The organism is Stenotrophomonas sp. STEN225, from assembly GCF_056756445.1.
The window spans coordinates 1-25,316 of the sequence record NZ_JBRRBV010000018.1 but is presented as its reverse complement, the minus strand read 5'-3'; the positions used below and the strand labels follow the sequence as shown (position 1 = coordinate 25,316).

Below are 25,316 nucleotides of genomic sequence, written 5' to 3'. Positions count from 1 at the left end.
GAGCATGACCATGTCCCCGTTGCAGACCCTGCTTGCCTCCCACCGCGCCGGCCACAATGTGGGCCTGTACAGCGTCTGCTGCAGCAACGAACAGGTGCTGCGCGCGGCCATGCACGTGGCACTGGCACACGACACGGTGCTGCTGGTCGAAGCCACCTCCAACCAGGTCGACCAGTTCGGCGGCTACACCGGCATGACCCCGCCGCAGTACCGCGACTATGTCGGCACGCTTGCAGATGAGGAAGGGTTTCCGCGCACGCGGCTGATCCTGGGCGGCGACCACCTCGGTCCGAACGCCTGGCAGAAGCGCCCCGCCGCCGAAGCGATGGCCCACGCGCGCGTGCTGATCGAAGCCTACGTGGCCGCCGGCTTCCACAAGATCCATCTGGACTGCAGCATGTCCTGCGCCGACGATCCGGTGCCGCTGCCTGATGCCACCGTGGCCGCGCGTTCGTCGGAACTGGCGACGATCGCCGAGCGCACGGCTGCCCGGCTCGGCCTGCCGGCGCCGGTGTACGTGATCGGCACCGAAGTGCCCGTTCCCGGCGGCGAAGCCTCGCTGGCCGGCGGCCTGCAGGTGACCACACCGGCAGCCGCCGCGCAGACCCTGGCCATCCACCAGCAGGCATTCGATACCCCCGAACTGCGCGATGCCTGGCAGCGCGTGATCGCGATGGTGGTGCAGCCGGGCGTTGACTTCGATCACAGCAGCGTGCACGAGTACGACCCGGTCGCCGCCAACGCGCTGGCCGACTTCCTCGAGCAGCAGCCGCGCATCGTGTTCGAGGCGCACTCCACCGACTACCAGCGCGAAAGCGGACTGCATGCGCTGGTCCGCGATCATTTCGCGATCCTCAAGGTCGGCCCCGCCGCCACCTTCGCCTATCGTGAGGCGCTGTTCGCGTTGGCAGCGATCGAACAGGCGCTGCTGCCGGCTGCGCAGTGCTCGCGCCTGCCACAGGTGCTGGAGGAGGTGATGGTGGCGCAGCCGAAGTACTGGCAACCCTACTACCAGGGTGACCAGGCGACGCTGCGCCTGTTGCGCAGTTATTCCTTCAGTGACCGCTGCCGCTACTACTGGGGCGAACCGGCACTGCTGCGCGCCGTGCAGACGCTGTTCTTCAACCTGGAGCAGCACACGCCACCGCTGGTGCTGCTGAGCCAGTACCTGCCGGAGCAGTACCGCGCCGTGCGTGACGGCCGCCTGGCCAACACGCCGACGGCCCTGGTGCAGCACCGCATCGGCCAGTGCCTGGGCGAGTATGCCCGCGCCTGCAGCGCCAACCAGGCAGGCAAGCGCGGTCAGGACACACGATCCGCTGCCGGCATTGCTGCGAACGGCTAATCTCTACCCCTCACAGCAGACCCGAGACTCCGCCATGCGCAACACCCGCTCCCGCCGGCAACAGATCCTGCAGCTGCTGATCGAGCACGGCTCGGTGCAGGTGGCCGATCTGGTCGAGCGCTTCGGCGTGTCCGCGGTGACGATCCGCGCCGACCTGACCCACTTCGAGTCACAGGGCCTGGCCAACCGCACCCACGGTGGCGCCAATCTGGTACGCACGCCTCCGCAGGAGCAGGACATCCATGAAAAGGATGCGCTGAATCTGCCCCTGAAGGAATCCATCGGCGCCTGCGCGGCGAACCTGGTGCAGGCCGGTGACAACATCATCATCGACTCCGGTTCGACCACCATGACGCTGGCCCGCCATCTGCGTGGCCGCCGCGATGTGACGGTGATGACCAATGGCCTGAACATCGCGTGGGAACTGGCCAATGCTGCCGGAATCAATGTGCTGCTGACGGGCGGGCTGCTGCGTCAGCAGTCGCTGTCGCTGCAGGGCAGCCAGGCCGAGGCCAGCCTCAATTCCTACAGCTTCGACACCCTGTTCCTGGGCGTGGACGGATTGGACCTGCAGTTCGGCCTGACCACCCACGATGAGGCGGAAGCGCGCCTCAACCACCGCATGGTCGAGCGCGCGCGGCGCATCGTCGTGCTGACCGACGCCTCCAAGTTCGGCCGTGTCAGCCTGCATCGCATCGCCCGCCTGGATCAGATCCATACCGTCATCACCGACGCCGGCATCGACGACGCAACCCGCGAGGGCCTGCAGCGGCTGGGCATCGAAGTGATCATCGCCGAGCCGCCCGCATGACCGACACCCGTTCCCTGCATGGCCGCATCCTCACCCCGCTGGGGTGGCGACGTGGCCATGTCCACTTCGACTCGCATGTGCGCCAGCTGCAGGTGGACGACCACAGCGGCGGTGATGACCCGCAGCTGCAGGTGATCCTTCCCGGTTTCATCGATCTGCATGTGCACGGCGCTGCCGGTGTGGACCTGATGCAGGGCGGCGATGTGGCCCGCACCATCGCCCGCACCCACCTGCGCTTTGGTACCACCACGCTGCTGGCGACCACCATGACCGCCGGCCTGGACGAGATCGAGTACGCCCTGCAGGGCGTGGCCGCCACCATGGCAGCACCGGACGACGAGGCCGCATGCATCGCCGGCGTGCATCTGGAAGGGCCGTTCATCAGCCCTCAGCGCCTGGGCGCGCAGCCCAACCGTACGATCGAGGCGACGCTGGCGCTGGTGCAGCATCTGCATGCGCTGGCACCGATCCGGGTGATGACGCTGGCGCCGGAGATCGGCGAACACACGGCGCTGATTCCCGCGCTTTCGGCGATGGGCATCCGTGTGCAGCTCGGCCACAGCGCGGGTACTTACGAAGAAGGTGTGGCTGCTCTGCAGGCGGGTGCATCCGGCTTCACCCATCTGTTCAACGGCATGACCGGCGTCGATCACTATCGCCCGGGCATCGCGGCGGCGGCGCTCGCCCATGCACGTTACGCCGAGATCATTCCCGACCTGCAGCACATCCATCCCGGCGTGATCCGCCTGGCCGCGCGCGCGATTCCGCGCCTGTACGCGGTGACCGACGCTACGGCCGCCACCGGCATGCCGGATGGCGAGTACGCGCTGGGCGAACAGCGCGTGCACAAGTGTGGCGGTTGCGTGCGGCTGGCGACCGGTTCGCTGGCCGGCAGCGCGCTGACCATGGACCAGGCACTGCGCAACCTGGTGCGTGTGGGGCTGGATCTGGCCGACGCCTCGCAGCGCGTTTCCACGTTCCCGGCCGACTACCTGGGCCTGGGCGATCGCGGTCGCATCGCGCCCGACGCCCGCGCCGATCTGGTGGTGCTGGACGCTGGACTGCGCCTGCAGCAGGTGGTGGTGGGTGGCCGGGTGGTCGAGCTGCACTGAGCAACATCCCTGCCGTAGAGCCACGCATCGCGCGGCGCCACAGAACGCAATCTGCGAAGAACCGCCGCCGGGCAGGGCCCGGCGCTACCACAGGAACTGCCGATGACTGCAAGCACCGCTCCGCGCTGGCCCGTACGCTATCTGCTCTTCATCGGCGGCCTCGGCGGCCTGCTGTACGGCATCGATATCGGCATCATTGCCGGTGCCCTGCCCTATCTGGAAGCGACCGCCAGCCAGGCCTGGCAGCTCAGCAGCCAGCAGCTGGGATTCGTTGTTGCAGCCGTTCTGCTGGGCAGTGTGCTGTCCTCACTGTTTGCCGGCATGGTGGCCGACCTGATCGGACGCCGCGGCGCGATGCTGCTGGCTGGCGTTCTGTTCACCGCCTCCATTCCCATCATGGCGCTCGCTTCGGGCTACACGCCGCTGCTGCTGGGCCGACTGCTGCAGGGCATCAGCGGCGGCCTGATCGGAGTGGTGGTACCCCTGTACCTGGCCGAGGTGCTCAGTCCGGAGCGGCGTGGCCGGGGTGCAGCGATGTTCCAGCTGCTGCTGACCATCGGACTCGTGCTGGCGGCGCTGATCGGCCTGTACCACGCCCAGACCGTGGATGCCGCTGCCGAAACCGTGCGCTCGCTGCCGCTGGCACAGCAGGCGCAGGAACTGTTCGCCGTGAAGGACCATGCGTGGCGGACCATCTTCTGGAGCTGCCTGACGCCGGGCCTGGTGTTCTGTGCCGGCATTTTCTGGCTGTCGGAGTCGCCGCGCTGGCTGGTCCGCCGTGGTCGGGTGGACGACGCCCGTCGCAGCCTGCTGCGGGTGCTGCCTGCCGCCGAGGTCGAGCCCACGCTCGCGCGCATCCAGGCACCGGAATCCAGTGGCACGAACGGCAGGCGTGATCCGCTGCTCAGCCGCCGCTACGTGGTGCCGTTCGTGCTGGCCTGCGTGGTCCTGGCCTGCACCCAGGCCACCGGCATCAACTCGGTGCTCGCCTATGCGGTGAACATCCTCAACCAGGCGGGCCTGTCCGGTTCGGTGGCCAATGGCGCCGACGTGGCGATCAAGCTGCTCAATGCGGTGATGACCGTGGTCGCGCTGCTGCTGGTCGATCGCAAGGGCCGCAAGTTCCTGCTGATGCTCGGCAGCGGCGGTATCTGCGTGGCGCTGCTGGCCGCCGCCACCCTGTTTTTCCAGGCCGAACGCGGCCGCGCCGATGTGCAGCCGCAGCTGCAGGCCGCAGCCAGCGGCGATGGCCTGCATCTGGTATTGGACGAGGCGCAGTGGCAACGCCTCACTGACGGCATCGACAGCGAAGGCCGTCCGATGCAGTTGACCATCTCCTACGCCTATGGCGACTTCACCAACGTGCGCGCACTGCGCAGTGACAACCTGATCGATCGCGAGCTGCGCATCGACCGTGCCGGCACCGTGCAGCCGGACAGCGTCATCGGCGCCTTCTTCCGCACCCTGCACCTGAATCCGTTCGCAGACCCGGCCGGCGCAGCGCACGCACCACTGCGCATCGAGCAGGCGCGGATCGGGCCGGTGCCAACGCCGGCCCACGGCTGGGCGGTGGCCGCCTGCATCCTCGTGTTCGTTGCCTTCTTCGCGGTGGGCCCTGGCGTCTGCGTATGGCTGGCACTGTCCGAGCTGATGCCCAACCGGATCCGCTCCAATGGCATGAGCATCGCGCTGCTGATCAATCAGTTCGTGTCCACCACCATCGCCGCGATCTTCCTGCCGACCGTGGGCCACTATGGCTACGCCAGCATGTTCCTGTTCTGGGCGGCATGCACATTCGTGTTCTTCCTGGTGGCTGCGTTCTGGCTGCCGGAAACCAAGGGCAGGTCGCTGGAGGAAATCGAGGCCAGATTCGCGACCAGGCAGCGCTGAGCAGGGTTCAGGGCGCCGGCACCCGCTGGCCGGTGATGTGCCATGCCAGTTCCTGCGCCTCGGCCACGCTGGGCAGGCCACTCAACATCATCGATTCGCCGAACGGACCACTCACCGTCGCCACCGTCAGCAAGCGGCCATCCACGCTGATCGCCACCCGCTTCCCCACCAGTGCGGCCGTGCCATCGTGGATGCGCTGCTGTGCCTCCTTGCGATAGCGGATCTGCAGGCCGGGCTGCTGGCTCTGGTCCAGCACGTAACGGACATCGGCGATGTCGGCACTGCCGGCAATCGGCGGCTCACGCAGCGCGAGTGTTTCACCCTGCCACTGTACCGCCGTGCCGTTGCCGGCAGCATCGATCGCGCTCAGACGCACATCCACGCCCGGACGCGGCGCATGATCCCTGCCAGCCTCCGCATCCGCTGTTGCGCCGGGCATGCAACCGGCCAGGCCCAGCACCGCGACCAGCAGAAACGAACCCGCCCACCTCACTTCAGCTTCCTCAGCTTGAATGCCACCAGCACCTGCAGCAGCCCATACAGCAGGCTGCCGATGCCGATCCACAGCGTGGTCACGGCCACGCCCGCGTAGGGATTGGCCGCAAACAACAAGCCCAGCACCACCGCCAGCACACCACTGAGTATCAGCAACCACTCGCCCTGGATCTGCCTGCGCACGCGGATTGCGTACACGATGCGATAGATGCCGGCCACCAGCAGCCACGCCGCCAGGAACAGCACCAGCACACTGGCGGTGGCGAGCGGATTGATCACCGCCAGAATGCCGAAACCGAGCGAGGCGATGGCATACAGCGCCAGCCAGCCACGCGAGGCACCGCTGCCACCGCTGATCAGCGCGAACAGGCTGATGACACCTTCGATGATGGCCATCACGCCCAGCGTCCAGGCCAGGGCCGTCGCCGCCGACAGCGGCCAGCCGATCGCGATGATGCCGAAGCCGAGTGCGACCAGGCCATACAGCAGCAGGATCCACCAGCTGCGACCGACCGCCGACAACAGGGGAGACAAGGGGGAATTCATGACCACTCCTTCGATCCGGAATCGGCTTCATCCTAGCCCCTGGCGATGAAGAGGGCGATCACGGAACCCGTGCGCAGACCCACACGCGCACCTCTGCGGCACCCACGCAGCGCAGTGTCTCAGCGATTTCCATCACGGTGCTGCCGGTGGTCATCACATCATCGACCACGGTCAGCCGCGGCGGCACCGGCGCATGTGCATCGAAGGCGTCGAACAGGTTGTCCCTGCGCTGTTCGGCCGTGCGTTCGGATTGTGGTGCCGTATGCCGACGACGGTACAGGCCCTGCCAGACCGGCATCGGCAGCAACCGGCATAGTTCGGCGGCCTGGTTGTAACCACGCAGGCGCAGGCGCCGATCATGCAATGGCACCGGCACCAGCGGCGCGCACGACCAGGGCGGCGGCGCGCGTTGCATCAGCTGCGCGAGCAGGCGTCCGGCCGCCAGGTCCTGATGGAACTTGTAGCGCACCAGCAGCTGGTCCACCGGCGGCAGGTACAGCAGGCTCGCGTGCGTGGCCAGCTGCGGTGGTGCCTCCTCGCGGCAGCTGCCGCAGACGGTCAGGGCCGCATCCGGCAGCGGCAGCGCGCAGCGCAGGCAGGCGCGACCCGACCACGGCAGTCCGGCGTAGCAGGCCGCACAGAGATCCAGCTCGTCGTGACCCGGGTCGTTGCAGACCAGGCAGCGCAGCGGAATCAGCAGGCGCAGCAGCCGCTGCAACGGGGCCCCGGCGACAATGCGGTGGACGATGCGCATGCCGCAGGCTCGCGCATGGCAGGCAGCGACGCCATCGGCGGAAGGACCAGACATGGGTCGGTGAAATGCCCGTCATCGTGTGCCGACGGGTACTCAGCTGGACTGCGGGTCAGCCGCTACGGCACGGCCCCAATCACGGTTTCGCTGTCTCACCTTGACGGGCCGCGCGTCCCTCGGGGGTCCTCGTGGTCATGATGGAGCGTTGCCCTGAATTCGGCCAGGCAGCGATGCAGCCGTTTCAGAAGATTCTCCAGACTGTCCTCGAACATGAAGACCTTTCCGGATGCGGGGCAGAGCGCGCCGAGGACAGCTTGGCCCTGCTCGTCTTCAAAGTAGCTCAGGTGCTCATACATGCACCGCACATACTCCTCCAGCTGCGGCCGACTCAGGCCAAGGCCGGTCTTGAAACTGTCTGTATGGTACGCATTCATCTCATCGCCCGACAGTACGACCTTCTGATAGAACGTTTGGAAGTCAATAACCCAGTCCTGGTAATTCAGCTGGTTCCAGGGCGAATCGGCCGATGTCGCCAGACCAGCTTCCAAAAGCTCCGCTCTGCTGAGCTGTGGCGCGGGACAGTGTGCGTACGGCTCGAAGGCGAGTGACTGACCTTCCACGGGATAGCACCCAAAATGGCCAAGGTTCGCCAGATCCCGGCAGCGGCCATCGTGGCGAAGATGCTGGTAGAGCCTTGATCGATGGAGTTTTCCCGATGTCCCCACTTCCGTGCGGAACAGCTTGCGGTCCGACTTGAATTCGATGATGAAGAATCGTGCGCCCGCTTCTCCACAGACATCGCCGAACTTCGCGTCGAAATCATTCTGCATGTTGCCCAGCAGCGCATGCTCCAGCGGCACCCGCCTCAGCCCCTGCATGTATCCCCACTGCATGAAGAAATAGCAGACATAGTGGCTCTCGAACATGTACTTCTCCTGGGTTGATTGTTCGCCAGCATTTCCGGCATCGGAACCTCCCCGTGCTCTTCCATGCATGGCCCTCCAGCGCATAGAAGTAAGCGAAATGAGCGGTGCTGTCATTGCTCCGGGGCGATGAGAGGAATGGAGGTCCGCGCACAGCGAATGTGGATCCGCCCCCAACGAAGGCGCGACCCACTGCCGACGCCAGCGACAGCCGCGGTCTGGCTGGCCACTCACAGCCCTGACGGTGCCGCTACGCGCGCAGATCCCGTCCGGCCGCCCGATGTAAACTTAAATTGCAATAGATTGGTTGACAGGCCTCCCGCCCCCCTCCACACTGCCGCCCTCGCTCCACTCGTACCCGGGTCCCGCCATGGCCACTGCCATCCGCCACGACTGGCAACACGATGAACTGCAGGCGCTGTTCGAACTTCCCCTCCCCGACCTGTTGTTCCGGGCCGCTGCGGTCCATCGCGAGCACTTCGACCCCGCCCGGGTGCAGGTCTCCACGCTGCTGTCGGTGAAGACCGGCGGCTGCCCGGAGGACTGCGCGTATTGCCCGCAGGCCCAGCGCTACAGCACCGGCGTCAACGCACAGAAGCTGATGGACACCGAAGCCGTGCTGGCCAAGGCGCGCCAGGCCAAGGCTGCCGGTGCGTCGCGCTTCTGCATGGGCGCGGCCTGGCGGTCGCCGAAGGATCGCGACATCCCGAAAGTGGCGGCGATGATTGCCGGGGTGAAGGCACTGGGCCTGGAAACCTGCGCAACGCTGGGCATGCTCAGTGGCGACCAGGCACGGGCACTGAAGGACGCCGGCCTGGACTACTACAACCATAACCTCGACACCGCGCCGGACTACTACGACTCGATCATCCAGACCCGCCAGTACCAGGACCGCCTGGACACGCTGGAACACGTGCGGGATGCAGGCCTGAAGACCTGCTGCGGCGGCATCGTCGGCATGGGCGAGACGCGGGCGCAGCGCGTGGGCCTGCTGCTGGCCCTGGCCACGCTGCCGGCCCATCCGGATTCGGTGCCGATCAACAGACTGGTGCAGGTGGCCGGTACGCCGCTGCACGGCAGTGCCGAACTGGACCCGTTCGAGTTCGTGCGCATGATCGCGGTGGCACGCATTGCCATGCCGCGTTCGATGGTGCGCCTGTCGGCCGGCCGCGAGGCGATGAGCGACGAACTGCAGGCGCTGTGCTTCCTGGCCGGCGCCAACTCCATCTTCTATGGCGACAGGCTGCTGACCACCGGCAACCCGGAAAGCGAGCGCGATCTGGCATTGTTCGCGCGGCTGGGCCTGCAGCCGATGGCGGTGCAGGTGGACGCCGAGGGCCACGACCACGGCGGTACCGTACATGCCGATATCGGCAGCGTTGCACCCGGCTGCGGCTGCGCTCACGCAGCCTGAGACGGGGCCCGAGCAGGCGTCGCGGCAACGCGCTACCCTAGCCGCCCCGTCGCCGCCTCCCGCCGCCATGGCCCGCCCCGACCTCACCGCCCGCATCCAGGACCAGCGCGCGCTGCGCGATGCCCAAGGTCGTCGCCGCCCACGGCGCACGGTCACCCGCCGCGATGGCGTCTGCCTGGAAGTGGAAGGCCGCTGGCTGACCGGCTTCTGCAGCAACGACTATCTGGGCCTGGCCCAGCAGTTCAGCGTGGTCAATGCATTGCAGGACGCGGCCGCCCGCGAAGGCGCCGGGGCCGGCGCATCGCACCTGGTCTGCGGCCACCACGCGATGCACGATGCTCTGGAACGCGAAATGGCCGAGTGGCTGGGCTACCCGCGCGCACTGCTGTTCGGCAGCGGTTTTGCCGCCAACCTGGCGGTGCAGCAGGCGCTGCTGAGCGAAGAGAACGACGTCTGCGTGCAGGACAAGCTCAATCACGCCAGTCTGCTCGATGCCACGCGGCTGGCGGGCGCACGCCTGCGCCGCTATCCGCACCTGGATGCGGAAGGGGCCATGCGCCAGCTCAGGCACGCAGCCGATGGCGCAGCGATGCTGGCCACCGATGGTGTCTTCAGCATGGACGGCGACGTCGCGCCGCTGCGCGCACTGTCACTGGTCGCGCGCCTGCAGCAGGCACTGTTCTATGTGGACGATGCACATGGCGTTGGCGTGGTCGGCGATGGCCGGGGCACGGTGGCGGCCGCCGGTCTGGGCGTGGACGACGTGCCGTTGCAACTGGTCACCCTGGGCAAGGCGCTGGGCAGCGCCGGCGCGGTGGTGCTGGGCCGCGAAGACCTGATCGAGCATCTGGCCGAAACCGCCCGCCCCTACATCTACACCACCGCGATGCCGCCGGCGCTGGCGGCGGCGGCACTGGAAGCAGTGCGCCTGGCACGCCGCGACAACTGGCGCCGCACCAAGCTGGTCGACCTGATCGCACTCTTCCGCGGCGAAGCGCGCCGCCACGGGCTGGACCTGATGGCATCGGAGACACCGATCCAGCCCCTGCTGTGCGGCGATGACCACACCGCACTGGCGCTGTCCAGGGCGCTGGAGCAGGCGGGATGGCTGGTCGGAGCGATTCGCCCGCCGACCGTTCCAGAGGGCAAGGCACGCCTGCGCGTCACCCTCTCTGCCCTGCACACGGCAGACCAGGTGCGGGGGCTGGTCGAGGCCATCGCCAGCGCGCGTGATCGCCTCTCGATCACGCCGCGCGAGGCCGCGCCACCGCCGTTGCCGGCCCTGGCTTGAGGTTCGGCTGGTTTCCGCATGCATATCGAAGTCGCCGGCCAGGGGCCGGACCTGGTACTGATCCACGGCTGGGCCCTGCAGGGCGGTGTGTTCGCGCCGCTGGTCCAGCGCCTGGCGCAGCAGTTCACCCTGCACCTGGTCGATCTTCCCGGACACGGCCACAGCCGCGGGGACACCACGCCGTTGCGCCTGCCCTTCGTGGTCAACGCGATCGCCGCCGCCACGCCACCGGCGGTGTGGTGCGGGTGGTCGCTGGGCGGGCTGTTCGCACTGCATGCCGCGGCGACCCTGCCGAAAGTGCGGGGACTGGCGATGATCGCTGCCACGCCCCGCTTCGTGCGCGGCGACGACTGGCCGCATGCGGTGGAGCCGGCCGTGTTCGAGCAGTTCGGCCGTGAGCTGGCCGGCGATTTCGGTGGCACGCTGGAACGATTCCTGGCCCTGGATGTAATGGGTTCGGCGCACGCCCGCGAGGAACTGCGCACCCTGCGCCAGCGCCTGGTGGAACGCGGTGCACCGACCGCACGCGCCCTGCGGGAGGGTCTGCAGCTGCTGGAAAGCACCGACCTGCGCGGCGCCCTGCCGGCACTGGGCAAGCCCAGCCTGTGGATCGCCGGTCAACGCGACAGGCTGGTGCCACCGGCCGCCATACAGGCTGCAGCGGCGCTCGCGCCCGGCGGACAGGCGCTGACCATCGCTCACGGCGGCCACGCCCCCTTCCTCGGCCACGCCGACGAAGTGGCCGCCGTCCTGCAACGCTTCGTTGCCGGCCTGACACCGGCGGATGACGGACAATGACGTTCCTTCGAACTGCGCAGGGCTGACGCATGGATCTGGGTATCAAGGGCCGCTGGGCCCTGGTCTGCGGTGCAAGCAAGGGGCTGGGCCTGGGATGCGCGCGCGCACTGGTGCGCGAAGGCGTGAACGTGGTGATCGTTGCGCGCGGCGAAGCAGCGCTGCAGGCCGCCGCCGAGCATCTGCGCGCACTGCCCGGCGCCGGCGAGGTGCACGCGGTCGCTGCCGACGTCAGCACAGAAGCCGGACGTGCCGCTGCGTTGGCCGCCTGCCCGCAGGTGGACATCCTGGTCAACAACGCGGGCGGGCCGCCGCCGGGCGATTTCCGCAGCTTCGAGCGTGACGACTGGATCGCTGCACTGGACGCCAACATGCTGGCCCCGATCGCGCTGATCCGCGCCACCGTGGACGCGATGATCGAACGCGGCTTCGGCCGTATCGTCAACATCACCTCGTCGGCGGTGAAGGCGCCGATCGATACCCTGGCGTTGTCCAACGGCGCGCGCAGTGGCTTGACCGGCTTCGTCGCCGGTCTGTCGCGGCGCACGGTCGCCCACAACGTCACCCTCAACAATCTGCTGCCTGGCCAGTTCGACACTGATCGCCTGCGCGCCAACTTCGCCCACAGCGCGGGCAAGGATGGCGATGCCGGAGAGATCGCCGAGCGCCGCCGCCAGCAGATCCCCGCCGGCCGCTTCGGCACCGCCGACGAATTCGGCGCGTCCTGCGCTTTCCTGTGCAGCGCACAGGCCGGCTACATCACCGGGCAGAACCTGCTGATCGATGGCGGCGCCTACCCCGGTACGTTCTGAGAGATTCTGCAATGCCGTCCCACTTCGATCCCCGCCATGTGCGCCGTGCGTTCTCCCGCGCCGCCAGCAGCTACGACGCCGCCGCTGCCCTGCAGCGCGAAGTGCAGTCACGGCTGGTGGAATCGCTGGACTACCTGGAGGCACGCAGGCCCGAGGTGGTGCTGGACATCGGTGCCGGTACCGGCCATGCCAGCGCACTGATGAAAAAGCGCTGGCCGAAGGCACAGGTGATCGCGCTGGATATCGCCCTGCCGATGCTTGATCAGGCCAGGCGCCAGGCCGGGTGGTGGAAGCCCTTCCAGCGCCTGTGCGCCGATGCGGCGGCGTTGCCGCTGGCCGACAACAGTGTCGATGTGATCTTCAGCAATCTCTGCCTGCAATGGGTGGACGATCTGCCTGCGGTGTTCGCCGGCTTCCGCCGCGTGCTCAAGCCCGGCGGCCTGCTGCTGTGCTCGACCTTCGGACCGGAAACCCTGATCGAGCTCAACGAAGCGTTCGCTGCTGCCGATGATCGCCCGCACGTCAGCCGTTTCGCGCAGATCGCACAGTTCGGCGACGCGCTGATGATGGCCGGCTTCCGCGACCCCGTGCTGGACCGCGACCTGTTCACCCTGACCTACGAGGATCTGCCCGCCTTGATGCGCGAACTGCGGGCGATGGGCGCGACCAATGCACGGGTGGACCGTCGGCATACGCTGACCGGCCGCGGGCGCTTCGCCGCTGCGGCGGCCGCCTACGAGCCGATGCGCCGTGCCGATGGCACGCTGCCCAGCAGTTGGGAAGTGATCTATGCCCATGCCTGGGCACCGGACCCGGGCGCACCGATCCGCGAAGGCGGCCACGACGTGGCCTCGGTACCGGTGTCGGCCATTCCGATCCGTCGCAAGCAGACCTGATCGATCGATCACGGGTGATGTGCCGACCAAGGTCGGCACCCACCCAACGCAGGCGGCAGCCGCTCAGGTATTGGCCGGCGAACTCAGCGGTGGCCGCACCAGATCGCGATGGAAGAAATAGATTTCCTGCAGCAGGAAACGCCAGCTGGTGTGGAAGCTCCGGAAGCGGGTGCTCGGCGTCGATGACGCCAGCGCATCGATGCCCAGCGCCCGGCTCAGGCGCAGCGCGCGTGCCATGTGCAGCGGATCGCTGACGATGATCACCCGGTGCAGGTTGCGCTGGTCCATCAGCCGCTTGGCCTCGATCAGATTCTGCACGGTGTTGCGCGAAGCGGTTTCAATCAGGATCGCGTCGTCCGGAACGCCGTGCTTGAGCGCATAGCGCCGCGCCACCTGCGATTCGGAGAAGCGGGCGCCGCTGCCGCCATACCCCCCGGTGAAGATCAGCAGCGGTGCATACCGGGCCTCGTACAGGTCCAGGCCATGACGGATGCGCTCCTCGAAGACCGGCGACGGCTTGGCGTCATAGGCGGCCGCACCGAGCACGATGATCGCATCGGCCTGGGCGGCCTGATCGCGCTCTCCCACCCAGACGATCCATGCGGTCACGCCCAGCAGCCAGATCACCAGCAGCACGAACAGCCGCCACGCCCAACCGAACAGGCCGGTACGCTCGCGGTGCCGGCCGCGGCTCAAGGCATGCCCCAGCGCAGGGCGGGAAGATCGACGTTGCCACCGGACAGCACCAGGCCCACCCGCTGCCCGGCAAACCGTTCCGGCTGGGACAGCACCGCCGCCAGCACCGTCGCCGAAGACGGTTCAACCACCTGCTTGAGCACCTCCCACAGCAGGCGCATCGCCGCCAGGGTGGCGGCGTCGTCGACCACGATGACCTCCGCCCCGGCAGCACGCAGCAGCGCGAAGTTGGGCGCACCGATCAGGGTGCGCAGGCCATCGCAGACGGTATCGGGGGTGAACGCGCCCTGCCGCTCGCCAGCGGCCAGCGAGCGGGCGGTATCGTCGGCACCAGCCGGTTCGGCCAGCACCAGCCGGGTCTGCGGGCCGGCCAGCTGCAGCGCCAGCGCAGTACCGCTGGCCAGGCCACCACCGCCCACTGGCACCACTAGCACGTCGAACGGCCCGTCGCTGTGCAGCAGTTCCAGCGCAGCGGTGCCCTGCCCTGCCATCACCGCCGGATCGGCATACGGGTGCACCAGGGTTGCACCGGTGTCGGCCTGCACCCTGGCGCAGGTGGCCTCACGCTCGGCAATGGTCGGCGCGCAACGCCAGAGCGTGGCTCCATGGCGCGCGATGTTGGCCAGCTTGGCGGCGACAGCGCCCTCGGGCACCACCACATGGCAGGGAATGCCCCGCGTCCGTGCCGCCAGCGCCAGGGCCGCGCCATGATTTCCCGATGAATGGGTGACCACACCTCGTGCGGCGCGCTCGTCCGACAGCGACCAGACGGCGTTGCAGGCGCCCCGGAACTTGAACGCGCCGCCCCGCTGCAGGTGCTCGGCCTTGAAGGCCAGGCGTGCGCCGGCAAGCGTGTCGAGGGTGCGCGAGCGCAGCACCGGCGTCACACTTGCGTGCGGCGCGATCCTCGCGGCGGCAGCCAGGACATCTTCGGCACGGGGCAACAGTGAATCGCTCATGACGCAAGATTAACGTATGCCCTCGTGCTGGCGACCCCGGCACGGGTCATGCCAGCATGCAGGCCTTCGCCGCCATTCATCCTGGGTGGTGGAATTAAGGGCCGATTCAATGCCCACGCCCGAAGCTGACTGCACACCCGTTCTGGGGGGACCCACATGAAAACGCGCCTGATGCTTGCCGGTGGCCTGTTGCTGGCCCTGACCGGCTGCACCACCTACGACTATGTCGGCGGTGGCCGCAGCGGCAGCTACTACCACGGTGCGCCGTCGGTGGAGTACCGCTACCCCGCCGGCTATCCCTACAACTACGGCCCGTACTACGGAGGCTATGGCGGCTATTACGGCGGCTATGGCTACCCGTATTACTCGCGTCCGATCTATCGTCCACCGCACAATCACCGCCCGCCACCGCGCCCGCCGGGCAATGGCGAGAACCGTCCGCCGCGTCCGCCTCGCGAGAACAATGGTGGTTCACCGTGGCGGAACATGGACTCGATGCGACGCCCGCCGCAGCCGAGCGTGCAGCGCCCGGCACCGCCGGCCCGCCCGGCGCCGGCACCGAGTGCGCCCAGGATGAACGGTTCCCCCTGGCGCAACATGGATCGTGCGACGCAGCGCACACTTGAGCGCTGAACCGTCTTGCATTTCACACGGTCCAAGCGGCAATCTAAAGCGGTTGTGACGGCCCGCGTCACAAAGTGACAAGAAGCGGTATGGGCCGTCGCGGAAAGCTCTACGTCGATATCCGACAGGAACATCTGGATCCCCCCTGTTCCGGCCCTGTCGGATGTCGGCACCTCTGAAGGCAGACGGCCCCGCAATGCGGGGCCGTCTGTTTTTGCGGATGCCTTCCGCGAAGAAAAACAGGGCCGGACAGTCCCCCGACTGCCGGCCCTCTGCTCCCCCATCGTGCGCCTGTACCGGCCCCTGTTCCAATTCCGGTCACGGGCGCCTTCGGCGCCAGCCACGATGGGTGCTATTGGGTTATCTGCAAAAATCCTGCCAACTTTAGGGTCAATTTCGTCCGGCCCTGGCTTCTCCGGGCGTCGCCCTGCCGAATGGCGCTAAAATCGCCACCCCGGCACCGCCTCCGGCCGCGCCCGCCCCCATCGACTCCGCCCCCATGACCCACTCCTTCCATCGTTACGACGTCATCGTCATCGGCGGTGGCCACGCCGGCACCGAGGCCGCGCTGGCCGCGGCCCGCACCGGCGTGCGCACCCTCCTGCTGACCCACAACATCGAAACGGTGGGCGCGATGAGCTGCAATCCGGCCATCGGCGGTATCGGCAAGGGCCATCTGGTCAAGGAGATCGACGCGCTTGGCGGGGCGATGGCGCATGCCGCCGACCGCGCCGGCATCCAGTGGCGCACGCTCAATGCCTCCAAGGGTCCGGCGGTGCGCGCCACCCGCTGCCAGGCCGACCGCAACCTGTACCGCATGGCGATCCGCGCCCTCGTCGAGGGCCAGGCCAACCTGACCGTGTTCCAGGCGGCCGTCGATGATCTGGTCATCGAGGGCGACGCCGTGCGCGGCGTCATCACCCAGACCGGCCTGCGCTTCGATGCGGAGGCGGTGGTGCTGACCGCCGGCACCTTCCTGGCCGGCAAGATCCACGTCGGTCCGACCCAGTACGCCGCCGGCCGCATGGGCGATCCGCCGGCCACCACGCTGGCCGCACGCCTGCGCGAGCGCCCGTTCCAGGTCGACCGCCTGAAGACCGGCACGCCACCGCGCATCGACGGCCGCTCGCTGGATTACAGCGTGATGGACGAGCAGCCCGGTGATACGCCGCGGCCGGTGATGTCCTTCCTCGGCTCGGTGGACGAACATCCGCAGCAGGTCAGCTGCTGGATCACCCATACCACCGAGCAGACCCACCAGATCATCCGTGACGCCCTGCACCGCTCGCCGCTGTACAGCGGCCAGATCGAAGGCATCGGCCCGCGTTACTGCCCCTCCATCGAGGACAAGGTGGTGCGCTTCGCCGAAAAGGCCAGCCACCAGATCTTCGTCGAGCCTGAGGGGCTGGGCATCGTCGAGATCTATCCCAACGGCATCTCCACCTCGCTGCCGTTCGACGTGCAGCTGGAGATGGTGCGCAGCATCCGGGGCTTCCAGAACGCGCACATCACCCGCCCCGGCTACGCCATCGAGTACGACTTCTTCGATCCGCGCGGGTTGAAGGCTTCGCTGGAAACCAAGCTGGTCAACGGCCTGTTCTTCGCTGGCCAGATCAACGGCACCACCGGTTATGAAGAGGCGGCCGCGCAGGGCCTGCTGGCCGGCCTCAATGCGGCCCGCCAGGTGCGCGGCCTGGATGGCTGGTGCCCGCGCCGCGACGAAGCGTATCTGGGCGTGCTGGTGGATGATCTGATCACCCACGGCACCAACGAGCCGTACCGCATGTTCACCAGCCGCGCCGAGTACCGGCTGCAGCTGCGCGAGGACAACGCCGACCAGCGCCTGACTCCGGTTGGCCGCGACATGGGACTGGTCGATGATCGGCGCTGGATGGCGTTCGAGGCCAAGCAGGCTGCCGTAGCCGCCGAACGTGCGCGGCTCGGTGCGCTGTGGGCGACCCCGGCCAATGCCCTGGGCCGCGAAGTGCAGGACACGCTGGGGGTGACTGTCAGCCGCGAAACCAATGTGCTCGACCTGATCAAGCGCCCCGAGCTGGATTACGCGCAGCTGATGCAGGTGCCCTCGCTCGGCCCGGCAGTGGCCGATGGCAAGGTGGCCGAGCAGGTCGAGATCGGCGTGAAATACGCTGGCTACCTGGACCGCCAGCGCGACGAGATCGCGCGCCAGCAGCGGCACGAAGCCACGCCGATCGCTGAAGGCTTCGACTACGCCAGCGTGCGTGGCCTGTCGGCCGAAGTGCTGCAGAAGCTGGAACGTGTGCGTCCGCAGACCATTGGCCAGGCGCAGCGCATCCCCGGCATGACGCCGGCCGCGATCTCGCTGCTGCTGGTGCACCTGGAGCGCGCTCGCCGCGGACGCGTGGCGTAACGCAGCATCGACGGTGGCGCCGGGCCATGCCCGGCGAGCGCAGCGGCCCGCGTATCATCGTCGCGATCGCCCTGATTTCCGGAGACACCGATGACCCCGCTGCGCCCTTTCCGCGACAAGATGCCGGTGCTCGGCGCACGCGTATACGTCGACCCGGCGTGTACCCTCATTGGTGACGTGGAGCTTGCCGACGATGTTTCGATCTGGCCGGGTACCGTCATCCGTGGCGACGTCAATTTCGTCCGCATCGGCGCCCGCACCAACGTGCAGGACGGCACCATCATCCACGTCAGCCATCACAGCCCGTACAACAAGGCCGGCCATCCGACCCTGATCGGCGAAGGCGTGACAGTCGGCCACGGCTGCATCATCCATGCCTGCAGCATCGGCGATTACAGCCTGATCGGAATGGGCGCCTGCATCCTCGATGGCGCGCGCGTGGAGCGCCACGGCTTCGTCGGTGCTGGTGCAGTGGTGGGCCCTGGCAAGGTGGTCGGCGAAGGCGAACTCTGGCTGGGCAATCCCGCCCGGCCGGCGCGCATGCTGAGCGACAGGGAGATCGAGTCGCTGCATTACTCGGCCGACCACTACGTCCGGCTGAAGGACGAATACCTGGGCTGAGGCCCTCGACTGCCGGCGCGCTCTGCTAAAGTCTGGGCCCGACCAGGAACTGTCGAGACCCCCATGCCTGTGGTTGCCAGCCGGAGAGGACTCCAGCGCCCACAACGAAGGCCGTCGCTCTGATGGCCGCACCGATGCTCGACACCTACCGCGAGGTGGTGACGCCGGAAGGCGTGCCGCTGCAGCTGCCGGCCGCCGGTCCGGTGCCACGTGCGCTGGCCTGGCTGGTCGATCTGGCCATTCGTTTCGCGATTCTTGCCGCGCTGTCGATCCCGCTGGCACTGTTGAAGGAATTCGGCACCGGCCTCTACCTGGCCCTGATGTTCCTGGTGTACTGGGCGTATCCGATCGTCTGCGAGGCGCTGTGGGGCCGCACCCCGGGCAAGCGCGCGCTGGGCCTGCGCGTGCTGGCCCGTGATGGCGCGCCGGTGGGCTGGATGGCGGCGATCACCCGCAACCTGCTGCGGACCGTCGACATGCTGCCGTTCGCCTACGCGCTGGGCCTGCTCAGCAGCCTGTTCGACGCGCACGGCCGCCGCCTGGGCGATCTGGTCGCCGGCACCGTGGTGGTGCACGCGCCGGCGCTGTACCTGCCGCCGCCGGCCACCATCGACAGCGTGCTGGCGCCGCCGCAGCCGCTGCGGCCGGAGGAACAGGCGGCGCTGCTGGCCTTCGCCGAGCGTGCCCCGCGGCTGGCACCGCTCCGCCAGCAGGAACTGGCCGCCATCGCCGAACCATTGACCGGCACCCATGGCCAGGTCGGCGTGCTGCGCCTGTATGCGATGGCCAACTGGTTGCTGGGACGGCGATGAAGCAGGAACAGTTCGTCGCCCGCCATCAGCAGGAATGGCTGGACCTGGAGCAGTGGCTGCTGCTGCGTGCCGGCGCCTCCCGCCGTCGCCGCCGCCAGCCCGCGGCCACCACGCTGGACGACACTGCGTTTCCACAGCGTTACCGGCGGCTGTGCCAGCAGCTGGCACTGGCCCGTGAGCGGGGCTACAGCCCGCAGTTGGTGCAGCGCCTGCAACAGCTGATGCAGCAGGGCCACAGCGTGCTGTACCGGACGCCTCCCACGCGCTGGCGGCGCGCGCTTGAATTCCTGGTGGCCGATTTCCCGCTGCTGGTGCGCAGCCAGGCACGCAGCATGTGGGCCGCCCTGGCGATGTTCGCGCTGCCGGCGGTGGGCTGCTTCGTGCTGGTGCAGCTGTACCCGGACCTGATCCACCAGGTGATGGACAACCGCCAGATCGCCGAAATGGAACGCATGTACGACCCGGCTGCCGAACGCCTGGGCCGCGACAGCGGTACCGACTGGATGATGTTCGGCCACTACATCATGAACAACATCAGCATCGCCCTGCGCACTTTCGCCAGCGGCCTGCTGGCCGGGCTGGGCACGCTGCTGGTGCTGTTGTTCAACGGCGTCATCATCGGCGCGGTGGCCGGCCACCTGCAGCACATCGGCCATGGTGATCCCTTCTGGCGCTTCGTGGTCGGCCACGGTGCATTCGAGCTCACCGCCATCGTCATCGCAGGCGGCGCCGGTCTGCAGCTGGGCATGAAGCTGCTGGCGCCCGGACGCCGCAGCCGCCTGGACGCACTGGTCGAAGGTGGCCGCATCGGTGCCCGGCTGTGCCTGGGCGTGGCCTTCATGTTGCTGGTCGCGGCGTTCGTGGAGGCGTTCTGGTCGTCCATTGCCGAAGTGCCGGCGTGGGGCAAGTTCAGTGTGGCCGGGGTGCTGTGGGCCGGCGTGCTGCTGTGGTTGTGGCGTGGCGGACGCGGAGGCGGCGATGCGCATTGATCGCCTGGACGTCGTGCTGCGCGCACGCAGCGGCTGGGAAGCGATGGAGCTGGGCAGCGCGCTGACCCGCCGGCATGCGCGTGCGGTGTGGGGCAGCTGGCTGCTGGCCAGCGCACCACTGTTCGTGATCGCCAACGCACTGGGCTGGTGGCTGGACGCATTCGGCCTGGCCTGGCTGCTGATGTGGTGGTGCAAGCCCGTGTTCGAACGCGCGCCGCTGTATGTGCTGTCACGCGGTGTGTTCGGCGAGCCGGTCACCGCCCTGGCCGCCCTGCGGGCACAGCGGCAGTGGGGCAACCGTGGTTTCTGGGGCTACCTGGGCTGGCGTCGCTTCAGCGTGCTGCGCAGCCTGTGCCTGCCGGTCAACCTGCTGGAGGGCAACACCGCCGAACAGCGTGGCCCGCGCCGGCGCGCGGTCGCAGCCGGCGCGGCGGGTCCGGCGCTGGTGCTGACCGTAGCCTGCATGGTGTTCGAGGGCGTACTGGTCGCAGGCGCGATCGGCGCGGTGTTCATGTTCATCCCGTTCGAGCTGCTCTCCGATTCCTGGCGCGCGGCCTGGGACATGATCGGCAAGGACACGCCCGCCTGGGCGAAGCTGGGATTCAATCTGGCCTGCTGGCTGGCCTCCGTACTGATCGGACCGTTCTACGTCGGTGCAGGGTTCGGCCTGTACTTGAATCGACGTACACAGATGGAAGCCTGGGACGTGGAGATCGCCCTGCGCCGGCTGCGCGAACGCCTGCTGCCGGTTGCCTCGTCGCTGGCGCTGCTGCTGTGCCTGGCACTGCCGCTCACCTCCATGCCGGTGCACGCGCAGGAGGGTGACGCATCGAGCAACCGCAAGAGCGACGCGCGCCGGGCACCGCAGATCAACCCCGGCGATACACCCGCCATGATCTTCGGCGACACCCCGGTGGATACCGCGGGCTTCCGCCAGGCCGTGAGCCGCGCCTACGAGGATCCATTGCAGCGCCCGACCCGCCAGGTCACGCAGTGGAAAGCGATCGAAGAGGCGGAAGAGAAAAAGGACGCACGCAAGGAACTGGAACGCGACGGCAGCAGCCAGAGCCAACGCACGTCGCGCAGCAGCAGCATCGCCTGGCTGGCGCGATTGGCCGAATGGGGCCTGTGGGGCCTGCTCGGTGCCCTCCTTCTGGTGCTGGTGCTGACTGCACGGTTGTGGCTGCCGTGGCTGCGCGGCTCGGGCCGCCGCCGGGCCGCAGCGGCGCCGCACGTGGTCGAGGAACAGGTCGAGCTGCCGGTGGTGCTGCCGCCGGACGTGGCGACCCAGGCTGGTCTGCTGTGGGACCAGGGCCGGCCGCGCCAGGCGCTGGCCCTGTTGTACCGGGCCAGCGTGCGCACGGTCAGCGAGCGTGCCGGCATCGCACTGCCTCCGGGCGCCACCGAATCGCAGTGCCTGCGTGCCTCGCGACGCATGCCCGACAGCGTCGACCGTGAACTGTTCGCGCGCATCGTGCGGATGTGGCAATACGCCGCCTACGGTGGTCACCTGCCCAGCCGCGGCGATTTCGATGCGCTGGCCACGACCCTGCGCCAGCAGTACGGGTGGCAGGCATGAACCCGCGCCTGTTCTGGTCACTGTTGCTGGGGACGCTGCTGCTGCTCGGCGTGCCACTGGCGATCCTGTTCATGCGTACCCATGAGCGGGTCACCGAAACGGTCACGCTGCCACCGCAGGGCGAGGCCCGTTACAACCCGCTGTACGTGCTCGGGCAGGCGCTGCGCGCCGATGGCATCGAGGTGCATGCGCGGCCGCGGCTGGACCTGCAGCAGATGGCGCTGGGGCCGCAGGACACGGTGGTGCTGCTGCAGGACAGCAGCGAGCTGCCGGCGCCGGCCGCCAGGGCGCTGTTGGCGTGGGTCGACGGCGGTGGCCATCTGCTGCTGCGCACGCCGCCGCCGGCCGAGGACGATGCCGGCAGCACGCAGGGGCCGCTGCTGGATGCACTCGGCGTGGACAGCCTTTACCAGCGCAGCGACTGCCAGCCCTTCCATGTCCAGGACGATCCCGGCCACGTGGAATTCTGCAAGGGCCGCCGCTTCACGCTTGGCTTCGCCGCTGAGGCGCGGACCGAACGCCGGTGGGGCAGCGGGCACGACCTGGTGTTCGCGCGCCTGCGTCACGGCCAAGGCCGGGTGAGCGTGCTGGCGGACATGGATTTCATGCGCAGCGAAGTGGAGTCGCAGGCCGCGCGGATGGCCGCGGCCAAGGGCCAGGCCAGCGACGGCCTGCACGACCGTTCCCACCGCGATCTGACCCGCTACCTGCTCGATCCCAATTACGGCAAGGGCGCCATGTGGCTGGTCTATGCCAGTCGTCCGCCGTCACTGTGGGTGCGCCTGTTCTACCAGGGCTGGCCGCTGTGGGTACCGCTGCTGATGGCACTGCTGGCCTGGCTGTGGGCGCGCTCGCAGCGGTTCGGCAGCCTGTTGCCATCGCCCGTGATCGAGCGCCGCTCGCTGCTGGAACATGTGCGCGCCAGCGGCGAACTGCTGCTGCGCTTCGGCCAGGGCGTGCGCCTGTACCAGGCCGTGCATGCCCTGTTCGTGCATCGCCTGCGCCTGCGCGCGCCACTCGCTGCTGCGCTGGAAGGCGCGCCACGCGAACAGGCCATCGCCGAACTGCTGCAGTGGCCGCGCAGCCGCGTTGCCAGTGCCCTGACTCCGCCTCCGCCGCACGATTCCTCCGCCCTGCGCGAGCGCATCCGCTTGCTGCTCCAGATGAGATCCCTGCTATGACCGAAGTCCCCGAACGTCCGGCGGCCGCCAATGCCCGCCTGATCGAACGCGTCGACGCCATCCGCCAGGCCGTCGGCCACGCCTTCATCGGCCAGGCCGACGTGCTTGACCAGATCCTGGTTGCCCTTCTGGCTGGCGGCCATGTCCTGATCGAAGGCGTGCCCGGACTGGGCAAGACACTGCTGGTGCGCGCACTGGCGCAGGCACTGGAACTGGACTATGGCCGCGTGCAGTTCACGCCGGACCTGATGCCCAGCGATGTCAGCGGCCACGCCGTCTACGATCCGAAGAGCGAGAGCTTCAAGATCCGTCGCGGGCCGGTGTTCACCAACCTGCTGCTGGCCGACGAGATCAACCGTGCACCGGCCAAGACCCAGTCCGCACTGCTGGAAGTGATGCAGGAGGGCCAGGTGACCATCGAAGGCAAGGCGTTCACCCTGGCGCCGCCGTTCATGGCCCTGGCCACGCAGAACCCGCTGGAACAGGAAGGCACCTACCCGCTGCCGGAAGCGCAGCTGGATCGCTTCCTGTTGAAGGTGCTGATCGACTATCCGCAGCTGGAGGACGAGAAACGCATGGTCACGGCCATCACCCGTGGCCGCGCCGCCAGCGATTTCGACCTGAGCCGGGTGCCGCGCGTACTGGGCGCCGGAGAACTGCTGCAGCTGCAGCAGGCCACGGCCGCGATCACCGTCGATGACGAAGTGATCGACTACGCCGTGCGCATCGTCGCTGCCACCCGGCAATGGCCCGGCATCGCCGTGGGCGCTGGACCGCGTGGCAGCATCGCGCTGGTGCGTGCTGCGCGCGCGCAGGCCGTGCTGGCCGGTCGTGACTTCGTCACCCCCGATGACGTGCGCGACATCGCGCGTCCGGCGCTGCGCCACCGCATCGCGCTGGCACCGGAACTGCAGATCGAAGGCCAGGACGCCGACGATGTGCTGGGTGCGCTGCTGGCCAAGGTGGAAGCACCGCGCCGATGAGGCCTGCGCCGCTGCTGCTGGTCCTGCTGCTGGCCTGGGCTGCGCTGGGAGGCGTGGTGCTGGCCGGCGCATTGCCGCGCTGGAGCTGGGCACTGGTTGCCACGGTGATCGGTACGCTGGCGTTGCTGGACCTGTGGCGGCAGGCCCGGCGACCGTCGCCACAGGTGCAGCGCGAGCTGCCCGAAGCGCTGGCCCTGGGCGTGCGCCGCGAGGTGGGCCTGCGCCTGCAGACCACAGAGCCGATGCGGGTGCAGGTATTCGATCTGGTGCCGGGTGGCTGGCCGCTGGAGTCGCTACCCCAGCGCGTGCAGCTGCGTCCCGGGCATGCCTGCGCGCTGCACTACACCCTGCAGCCGCAGCAGCGCGGACGCTTCCGCTTCGAGGGCGTGCAGCTGCGCATCCGCTCGCCATGGCGCCTGTGGTGGCAGCAGCGCACCCTGCCCCCTCTGCTGGACGTCCGCGTCTATCCGAACTTCGTGCCGCTGACCCGCTTCGCGCTGTTCAGCGCCGATCAGGCCTCACGCTTGGTGGGCGCCCACGTGAAGCGCCGGCGTGGTGAAGGCACTGACTTCCACCAGATGCGCGAGTACCGCGTCGGCGACAGCCTGCGCCAGCTCGACTGGAAGGCCACCGCCCGCGCACGCAAGCTGATCTCCCGCGAGTACCAGGACGAGAAGAACCAGCAGTTGCTGCTGATGCTCGACAGTGGCCGCCGCATGCTGGCCAGCGAAGGCGGACTCTCGCACTTCGACCATGCCTTGAACGCCTCGCTGGTGGTCGCCTATCTGGCGTTGCGGCAGGGCGATGCGGCTGGCCTGTTCGCCGTCGGCGGCGAGCGTCGGTGGGTGCAGCCACAGCGCGGCATGGGCACCGTCGAGCATCTGCTGCGGGCCAGCTACGACCTGCAGCCGCAGCCGGTGGCCACCGATTACCTGGCCGCCGCCACCGAAGTATCCCTGCGCCAGCGACGCCGTGCGCTGGTGATGCTGGTCAGCAACGTGCGCGACGAAGACATCGAGGACCTCCTGGCCGCGGTGCGCCTGCTGCAGCGCCGCCACCTGGTGTGCGTGGCCAGCCTACGCGAGCACGAGCTGGACGGCGCGCTCGAAGGCGAGGTGCATACGCTGGAGGACGCCGCGCAGGCCGGCGCCGCGGCGCTGTACCTGCAGCAGCGCGCGAAGGCGCACGAAGCACTGCGCAGCGAGAAGGTAATGGTTCTGGACGTGACCGCCGATGCCCTGCCGGCCGCGCTGGTGGAACGCTACCTGGCCGTGAAGCGCGAAGGCCTGCTCTGACCGGTAGCGGCGGGGCCAGCCCCCCCGGTCAACCCCCCACCCCGGCCTGGGCCCGCGCCACCCACCAAAACCGAGGGGGGGGGGCCCCCGGCTCACCAGGAGTAACC

At 68.4% G+C, this 25,316-nt stretch carries 24 protein-coding genes; 18 read left to right on the top strand and 6 right to left on the bottom strand.

All coding sequences use genetic code 11. The features are described 5' to 3' along the window. Positions 1-10 precede the first annotated feature (10 nt). The 4 genes from ACVOJ1_RS16010 (at position 11) to ACVOJ1_RS15995 (ending at position 5,158) form a co-directional block, all read left to right on the top strand. Positions 11-1,345, top strand: a complete 1,335-nt coding sequence (locus ACVOJ1_RS16010; protein ID WP_111187220.1) for a D-tagatose-bisphosphate aldolase, class II, non-catalytic subunit — start codon at positions 11-13, stop codon at positions 1,343-1,345. Then, positions 1,263-2,156: a DeoR family transcriptional regulator gene (locus ACVOJ1_RS16005; protein ID WP_258012870.1), complete on the top strand. Its 894-nt coding sequence runs from the start codon at positions 1,263-1,265 to the stop codon at positions 2,154-2,156. The genes ACVOJ1_RS16010 and ACVOJ1_RS16005 overlap by 83 nt, the downstream gene beginning before the upstream one ends. Further along, on the top strand, positions 2,153-3,268 hold the full coding sequence (locus ACVOJ1_RS16000; RefSeq protein WP_197600249.1) for an amidohydrolase family protein: 1,116 nt from the start codon (positions 2,153-2,155) through the stop codon (positions 3,266-3,268). The genes ACVOJ1_RS16005 and ACVOJ1_RS16000 overlap by 4 nt, the downstream gene beginning before the upstream one ends. Before the next feature lie 102 nt (positions 3,269-3,370). Further along, a complete protein-coding gene (locus tag ACVOJ1_RS15995) occupies positions 3,371-5,158 on the top strand; it encodes an MFS transporter (protein ID WP_346480631.1) in 1,788 nt (595 codons plus the stop codon). Between the two features lie 7 nt (positions 5,159-5,165). Here the strand turns inward: ACVOJ1_RS15995 and ACVOJ1_RS15990 are convergent, their stop codons facing one another. The 4 genes from ACVOJ1_RS15990 to ACVOJ1_RS15975 all read right to left on the bottom strand — a co-directional run bounded on the left by ACVOJ1_RS15990 (position 5,166) and on the right by ACVOJ1_RS15975 (position 7,876). Then, on the bottom strand, positions 5,166-5,651 hold the full coding sequence (locus ACVOJ1_RS15990; protein ID WP_346480630.1) for a SecDF P1 head subdomain-containing protein: 486 nt from the start codon (positions 5,649-5,651) through the stop codon (positions 5,166-5,168). After that, a complete protein-coding gene (locus ACVOJ1_RS15985; protein WP_053518003.1) occupies positions 5,648-6,199 on the bottom strand; it encodes an HdeD family acid-resistance protein in 552 nt (183 codons plus the stop codon). Before ACVOJ1_RS15985 ends, ACVOJ1_RS15990 begins: the two co-directional genes overlap by 4 nt. A 58-nt stretch (positions 6,200-6,257) precedes the next feature. Then, positions 6,258-6,953 (bottom strand): ComF family protein, encoded by a 696-nt coding sequence (locus ACVOJ1_RS15980; protein WP_111187217.1) that lies wholly within the window; start codon positions 6,951-6,953, stop codon positions 6,258-6,260. Between the two features lie 149 nt (positions 6,954-7,102). Then, positions 7,103-7,876 carry a hypothetical protein gene (locus tag ACVOJ1_RS15975; protein ID WP_346480629.1) on the bottom strand — a complete coding sequence of 258 codons (774 nt, stop codon included), beginning with the start codon at positions 7,874-7,876 and terminating at the stop codon, positions 7,103-7,105. A 367-nt stretch (positions 7,877-8,243) separates the two neighbouring features. Here ACVOJ1_RS15975 and bioB point away from each other — a divergent pair, with 367 nt between their 5' ends. The 5 genes from bioB (at position 8,244) to bioC (ending at position 13,081) form a co-directional block, all read left to right on the top strand. Beyond that, on the top strand, positions 8,244-9,287 hold the full coding sequence (bioB, locus tag ACVOJ1_RS15970) for a biotin synthase BioB (RefSeq protein WP_346480628.1): 1,044 nt from the start codon (positions 8,244-8,246) through the stop codon (positions 9,285-9,287). A gap of 67 nt (positions 9,288-9,354) precedes the next feature. Beyond that, positions 9,355-10,578 carry an 8-amino-7-oxononanoate synthase gene (bioF, locus tag ACVOJ1_RS15965; protein WP_346480627.1) on the top strand — a complete coding sequence of 408 codons (1,224 nt, stop codon included), beginning with the start codon at positions 9,355-9,357 and terminating at the stop codon, positions 10,576-10,578. 18 nt (positions 10,579-10,596) lie between these two features. Then, on the top strand, positions 10,597-11,376 hold the full coding sequence (gene bioH, locus ACVOJ1_RS15960) for a pimeloyl-ACP methyl ester esterase BioH (protein WP_065174316.1): 780 nt from the start codon (positions 10,597-10,599) through the stop codon (positions 11,374-11,376). 29 nt (positions 11,377-11,405) lie between these two features. Continuing rightward, positions 11,406-12,185 (top strand): SDR family oxidoreductase, encoded by a 780-nt coding sequence (locus tag ACVOJ1_RS15955; RefSeq protein WP_053517992.1) that lies wholly within the window; start codon positions 11,406-11,408, stop codon positions 12,183-12,185. 11 nt (positions 12,186-12,196) lie between these two features. Further along, positions 12,197-13,081 carry a malonyl-ACP O-methyltransferase BioC gene (gene bioC, locus ACVOJ1_RS15950; RefSeq protein WP_053517990.1) on the top strand — a complete coding sequence of 295 codons (885 nt, stop codon included), beginning with the start codon at positions 12,197-12,199 and terminating at the stop codon, positions 13,079-13,081. Between the two features lie 63 nt (positions 13,082-13,144). On the opposite strand, the gene ACVOJ1_RS15945 is transcribed toward bioC, so the two are convergent. After that, a complete protein-coding gene (locus ACVOJ1_RS15945) occupies positions 13,145-13,777 on the bottom strand; it encodes a YdcF family protein (RefSeq protein WP_111187213.1) in 633 nt (210 codons plus the stop codon). Beyond that, on the bottom strand, positions 13,774-14,736 hold the full coding sequence (locus ACVOJ1_RS15940) for a pyridoxal-phosphate dependent enzyme (RefSeq protein WP_065174314.1): 963 nt from the start codon (positions 14,734-14,736) through the stop codon (positions 13,774-13,776). The genes ACVOJ1_RS15945 and ACVOJ1_RS15940 overlap by 4 nt, the downstream gene beginning before the upstream one ends. A gap of 156 nt (positions 14,737-14,892) precedes the next feature. On the opposite strand from ACVOJ1_RS15940, the gene ACVOJ1_RS15935 reads away from it, so the two are divergent. The 9 genes from ACVOJ1_RS15935 (at position 14,893) to ACVOJ1_RS15895 (ending at position 25,209) form a co-directional block, all read left to right on the top strand. Then, on the top strand, positions 14,893-15,369 hold the full coding sequence (locus tag ACVOJ1_RS15935; RefSeq protein ID WP_053517985.1) for a hypothetical protein: 477 nt from the start codon (positions 14,893-14,895) through the stop codon (positions 15,367-15,369). Between the two features lie 490 nt (positions 15,370-15,859). Then, on the top strand, positions 15,860-17,749 hold the full coding sequence (mnmG, locus tag ACVOJ1_RS15930) for a tRNA uridine-5-carboxymethylaminomethyl(34) synthesis enzyme MnmG (protein WP_065174313.1): 1,890 nt from the start codon (positions 15,860-15,862) through the stop codon (positions 17,747-17,749). Between the two features lie 90 nt (positions 17,750-17,839). Next, on the top strand, positions 17,840-18,370 hold the full coding sequence (locus tag ACVOJ1_RS15925; protein WP_053517982.1) for a gamma carbonic anhydrase family protein: 531 nt from the start codon (positions 17,840-17,842) through the stop codon (positions 18,368-18,370). A gap of 122 nt (positions 18,371-18,492) precedes the next feature. Beyond that, on the top strand, positions 18,493-19,182 hold the full coding sequence (locus tag ACVOJ1_RS15920; protein ID WP_053517981.1) for an RDD family protein: 690 nt from the start codon (positions 18,493-18,495) through the stop codon (positions 19,180-19,182). Continuing rightward, a complete protein-coding gene (locus ACVOJ1_RS15915; RefSeq protein ID WP_053517980.1) occupies positions 19,179-20,171 on the top strand; it encodes a stage II sporulation protein M in 993 nt (330 codons plus the stop codon). The genes ACVOJ1_RS15920 and ACVOJ1_RS15915 overlap by 4 nt, the downstream gene beginning before the upstream one ends. Beyond that, positions 20,161-21,750: a DUF4129 domain-containing protein gene (locus tag ACVOJ1_RS15910; RefSeq protein ID WP_053517978.1), complete on the top strand. Its 1,590-nt coding sequence runs from the start codon at positions 20,161-20,163 to the stop codon at positions 21,748-21,750. Before ACVOJ1_RS15915 ends, ACVOJ1_RS15910 begins: the two co-directional genes overlap by 11 nt. Further along, positions 21,747-22,931 (top strand): DUF4350 domain-containing protein, encoded by a 1,185-nt coding sequence (locus ACVOJ1_RS15905; RefSeq protein ID WP_065174311.1) that lies wholly within the window; start codon positions 21,747-21,749, stop codon positions 22,929-22,931. Before ACVOJ1_RS15910 ends, ACVOJ1_RS15905 begins: the two co-directional genes overlap by 4 nt. Next, the gene (locus tag ACVOJ1_RS15900; RefSeq protein ID WP_053517976.1) at positions 22,928-23,914 is read left to right on the top strand and encodes an AAA family ATPase; all 987 of its coding nucleotides are present in this window, start codon (positions 22,928-22,930) and stop codon (positions 23,912-23,914) included. Before ACVOJ1_RS15905 ends, ACVOJ1_RS15900 begins: the two co-directional genes overlap by 4 nt. Beyond that, positions 23,911-25,209 carry a DUF58 domain-containing protein gene (locus ACVOJ1_RS15895; protein WP_065174310.1) on the top strand — a complete coding sequence of 433 codons (1,299 nt, stop codon included), beginning with the start codon at positions 23,911-23,913 and terminating at the stop codon, positions 25,207-25,209. Before ACVOJ1_RS15900 ends, ACVOJ1_RS15895 begins: the two co-directional genes overlap by 4 nt. Positions 25,210-25,316: the final 107 nt, after the last annotated feature.

Excerpts from the sequence above, each read along its gene's own strand:
- ACVOJ1_RS16010 (WP_111187220.1), top strand. The coding sequence starts at position 11 with ATGTCCCCGTTGCAGACCCTGCTTGCCTCCCACCGCGCCGGCCACAAT.
- ACVOJ1_RS16005 (WP_258012870.1), top strand. The coding sequence starts at position 1,263 with ATGCCCGCGCCTGCAGCGCCAACCAGGCAGGCAAGCGCGGTCAGGACA.
- ACVOJ1_RS16000 (WP_197600249.1), top strand. The coding sequence starts at position 2,153 with ATGACCGACACCCGTTCCCTGCATGGCCGCATCCTCACCCCGCTGGGG.
- ACVOJ1_RS15995 (WP_346480631.1), top strand. The coding sequence starts at position 3,371 with ATGACTGCAAGCACCGCTCCGCGCTGGCCCGTACGCTATCTGCTCTTC.
- ACVOJ1_RS15985 (WP_053518003.1), bottom strand. The coding sequence starts at position 6,199 with ATGAATTCCCCCTTGTCTCCCCTGTTGTCGGCGGTCGGTCGCAGCTGG.
- ACVOJ1_RS15980 (WP_111187217.1), bottom strand. The coding sequence starts at position 6,953 with ATGCGCATCGTCCACCGCATTGTCGCCGGGGCCCCGTTGCAGCGGCTG.
- ACVOJ1_RS15975 (WP_346480629.1), bottom strand. The coding sequence starts at position 7,876 with ATGTTCGAGAGCCACTATGTCTGCTATTTCTTCATGCAGTGGGGATAC.
- bioB (WP_346480628.1), top strand. The coding sequence starts at position 8,244 with ATGGCCACTGCCATCCGCCACGACTGGCAACACGATGAACTGCAGGCG.
- bioF (WP_346480627.1), top strand. The coding sequence starts at position 9,355 with ATGGCCCGCCCCGACCTCACCGCCCGCATCCAGGACCAGCGCGCGCTG.
- bioH (WP_065174316.1), top strand. The coding sequence starts at position 10,597 with ATGCATATCGAAGTCGCCGGCCAGGGGCCGGACCTGGTACTGATCCAC.
- ACVOJ1_RS15955 (WP_053517992.1), top strand. The coding sequence starts at position 11,406 with ATGGATCTGGGTATCAAGGGCCGCTGGGCCCTGGTCTGCGGTGCAAGC.
- bioC (WP_053517990.1), top strand. The coding sequence starts at position 12,197 with ATGCCGTCCCACTTCGATCCCCGCCATGTGCGCCGTGCGTTCTCCCGC.
- ACVOJ1_RS15940 (WP_065174314.1), bottom strand. The coding sequence starts at position 14,736 with ATGAGCGATTCACTGTTGCCCCGTGCCGAAGATGTCCTGGCTGCCGCC.
- ACVOJ1_RS15935 (WP_053517985.1), top strand. The coding sequence starts at position 14,893 with ATGAAAACGCGCCTGATGCTTGCCGGTGGCCTGTTGCTGGCCCTGACC.
- mnmG (WP_065174313.1), top strand. The coding sequence starts at position 15,860 with ATGACCCACTCCTTCCATCGTTACGACGTCATCGTCATCGGCGGTGGC.
- ACVOJ1_RS15925 (WP_053517982.1), top strand. The coding sequence starts at position 17,840 with ATGACCCCGCTGCGCCCTTTCCGCGACAAGATGCCGGTGCTCGGCGCA.
- ACVOJ1_RS15920 (WP_053517981.1), top strand. The coding sequence starts at position 18,493 with ATGGCCGCACCGATGCTCGACACCTACCGCGAGGTGGTGACGCCGGAA.
- ACVOJ1_RS15915 (WP_053517980.1), top strand. The coding sequence starts at position 19,179 with ATGAAGCAGGAACAGTTCGTCGCCCGCCATCAGCAGGAATGGCTGGAC.
- ACVOJ1_RS15910 (WP_053517978.1), top strand. The coding sequence starts at position 20,161 with ATGCGCATTGATCGCCTGGACGTCGTGCTGCGCGCACGCAGCGGCTGG.
- ACVOJ1_RS15905 (WP_065174311.1), top strand. The coding sequence starts at position 21,747 with ATGAACCCGCGCCTGTTCTGGTCACTGTTGCTGGGGACGCTGCTGCTG.
- ACVOJ1_RS15900 (WP_053517976.1), top strand. The coding sequence starts at position 22,928 with ATGACCGAAGTCCCCGAACGTCCGGCGGCCGCCAATGCCCGCCTGATC.
- ACVOJ1_RS15895 (WP_065174310.1), top strand. The coding sequence starts at position 23,911 with ATGAGGCCTGCGCCGCTGCTGCTGGTCCTGCTGCTGGCCTGGGCTGCG.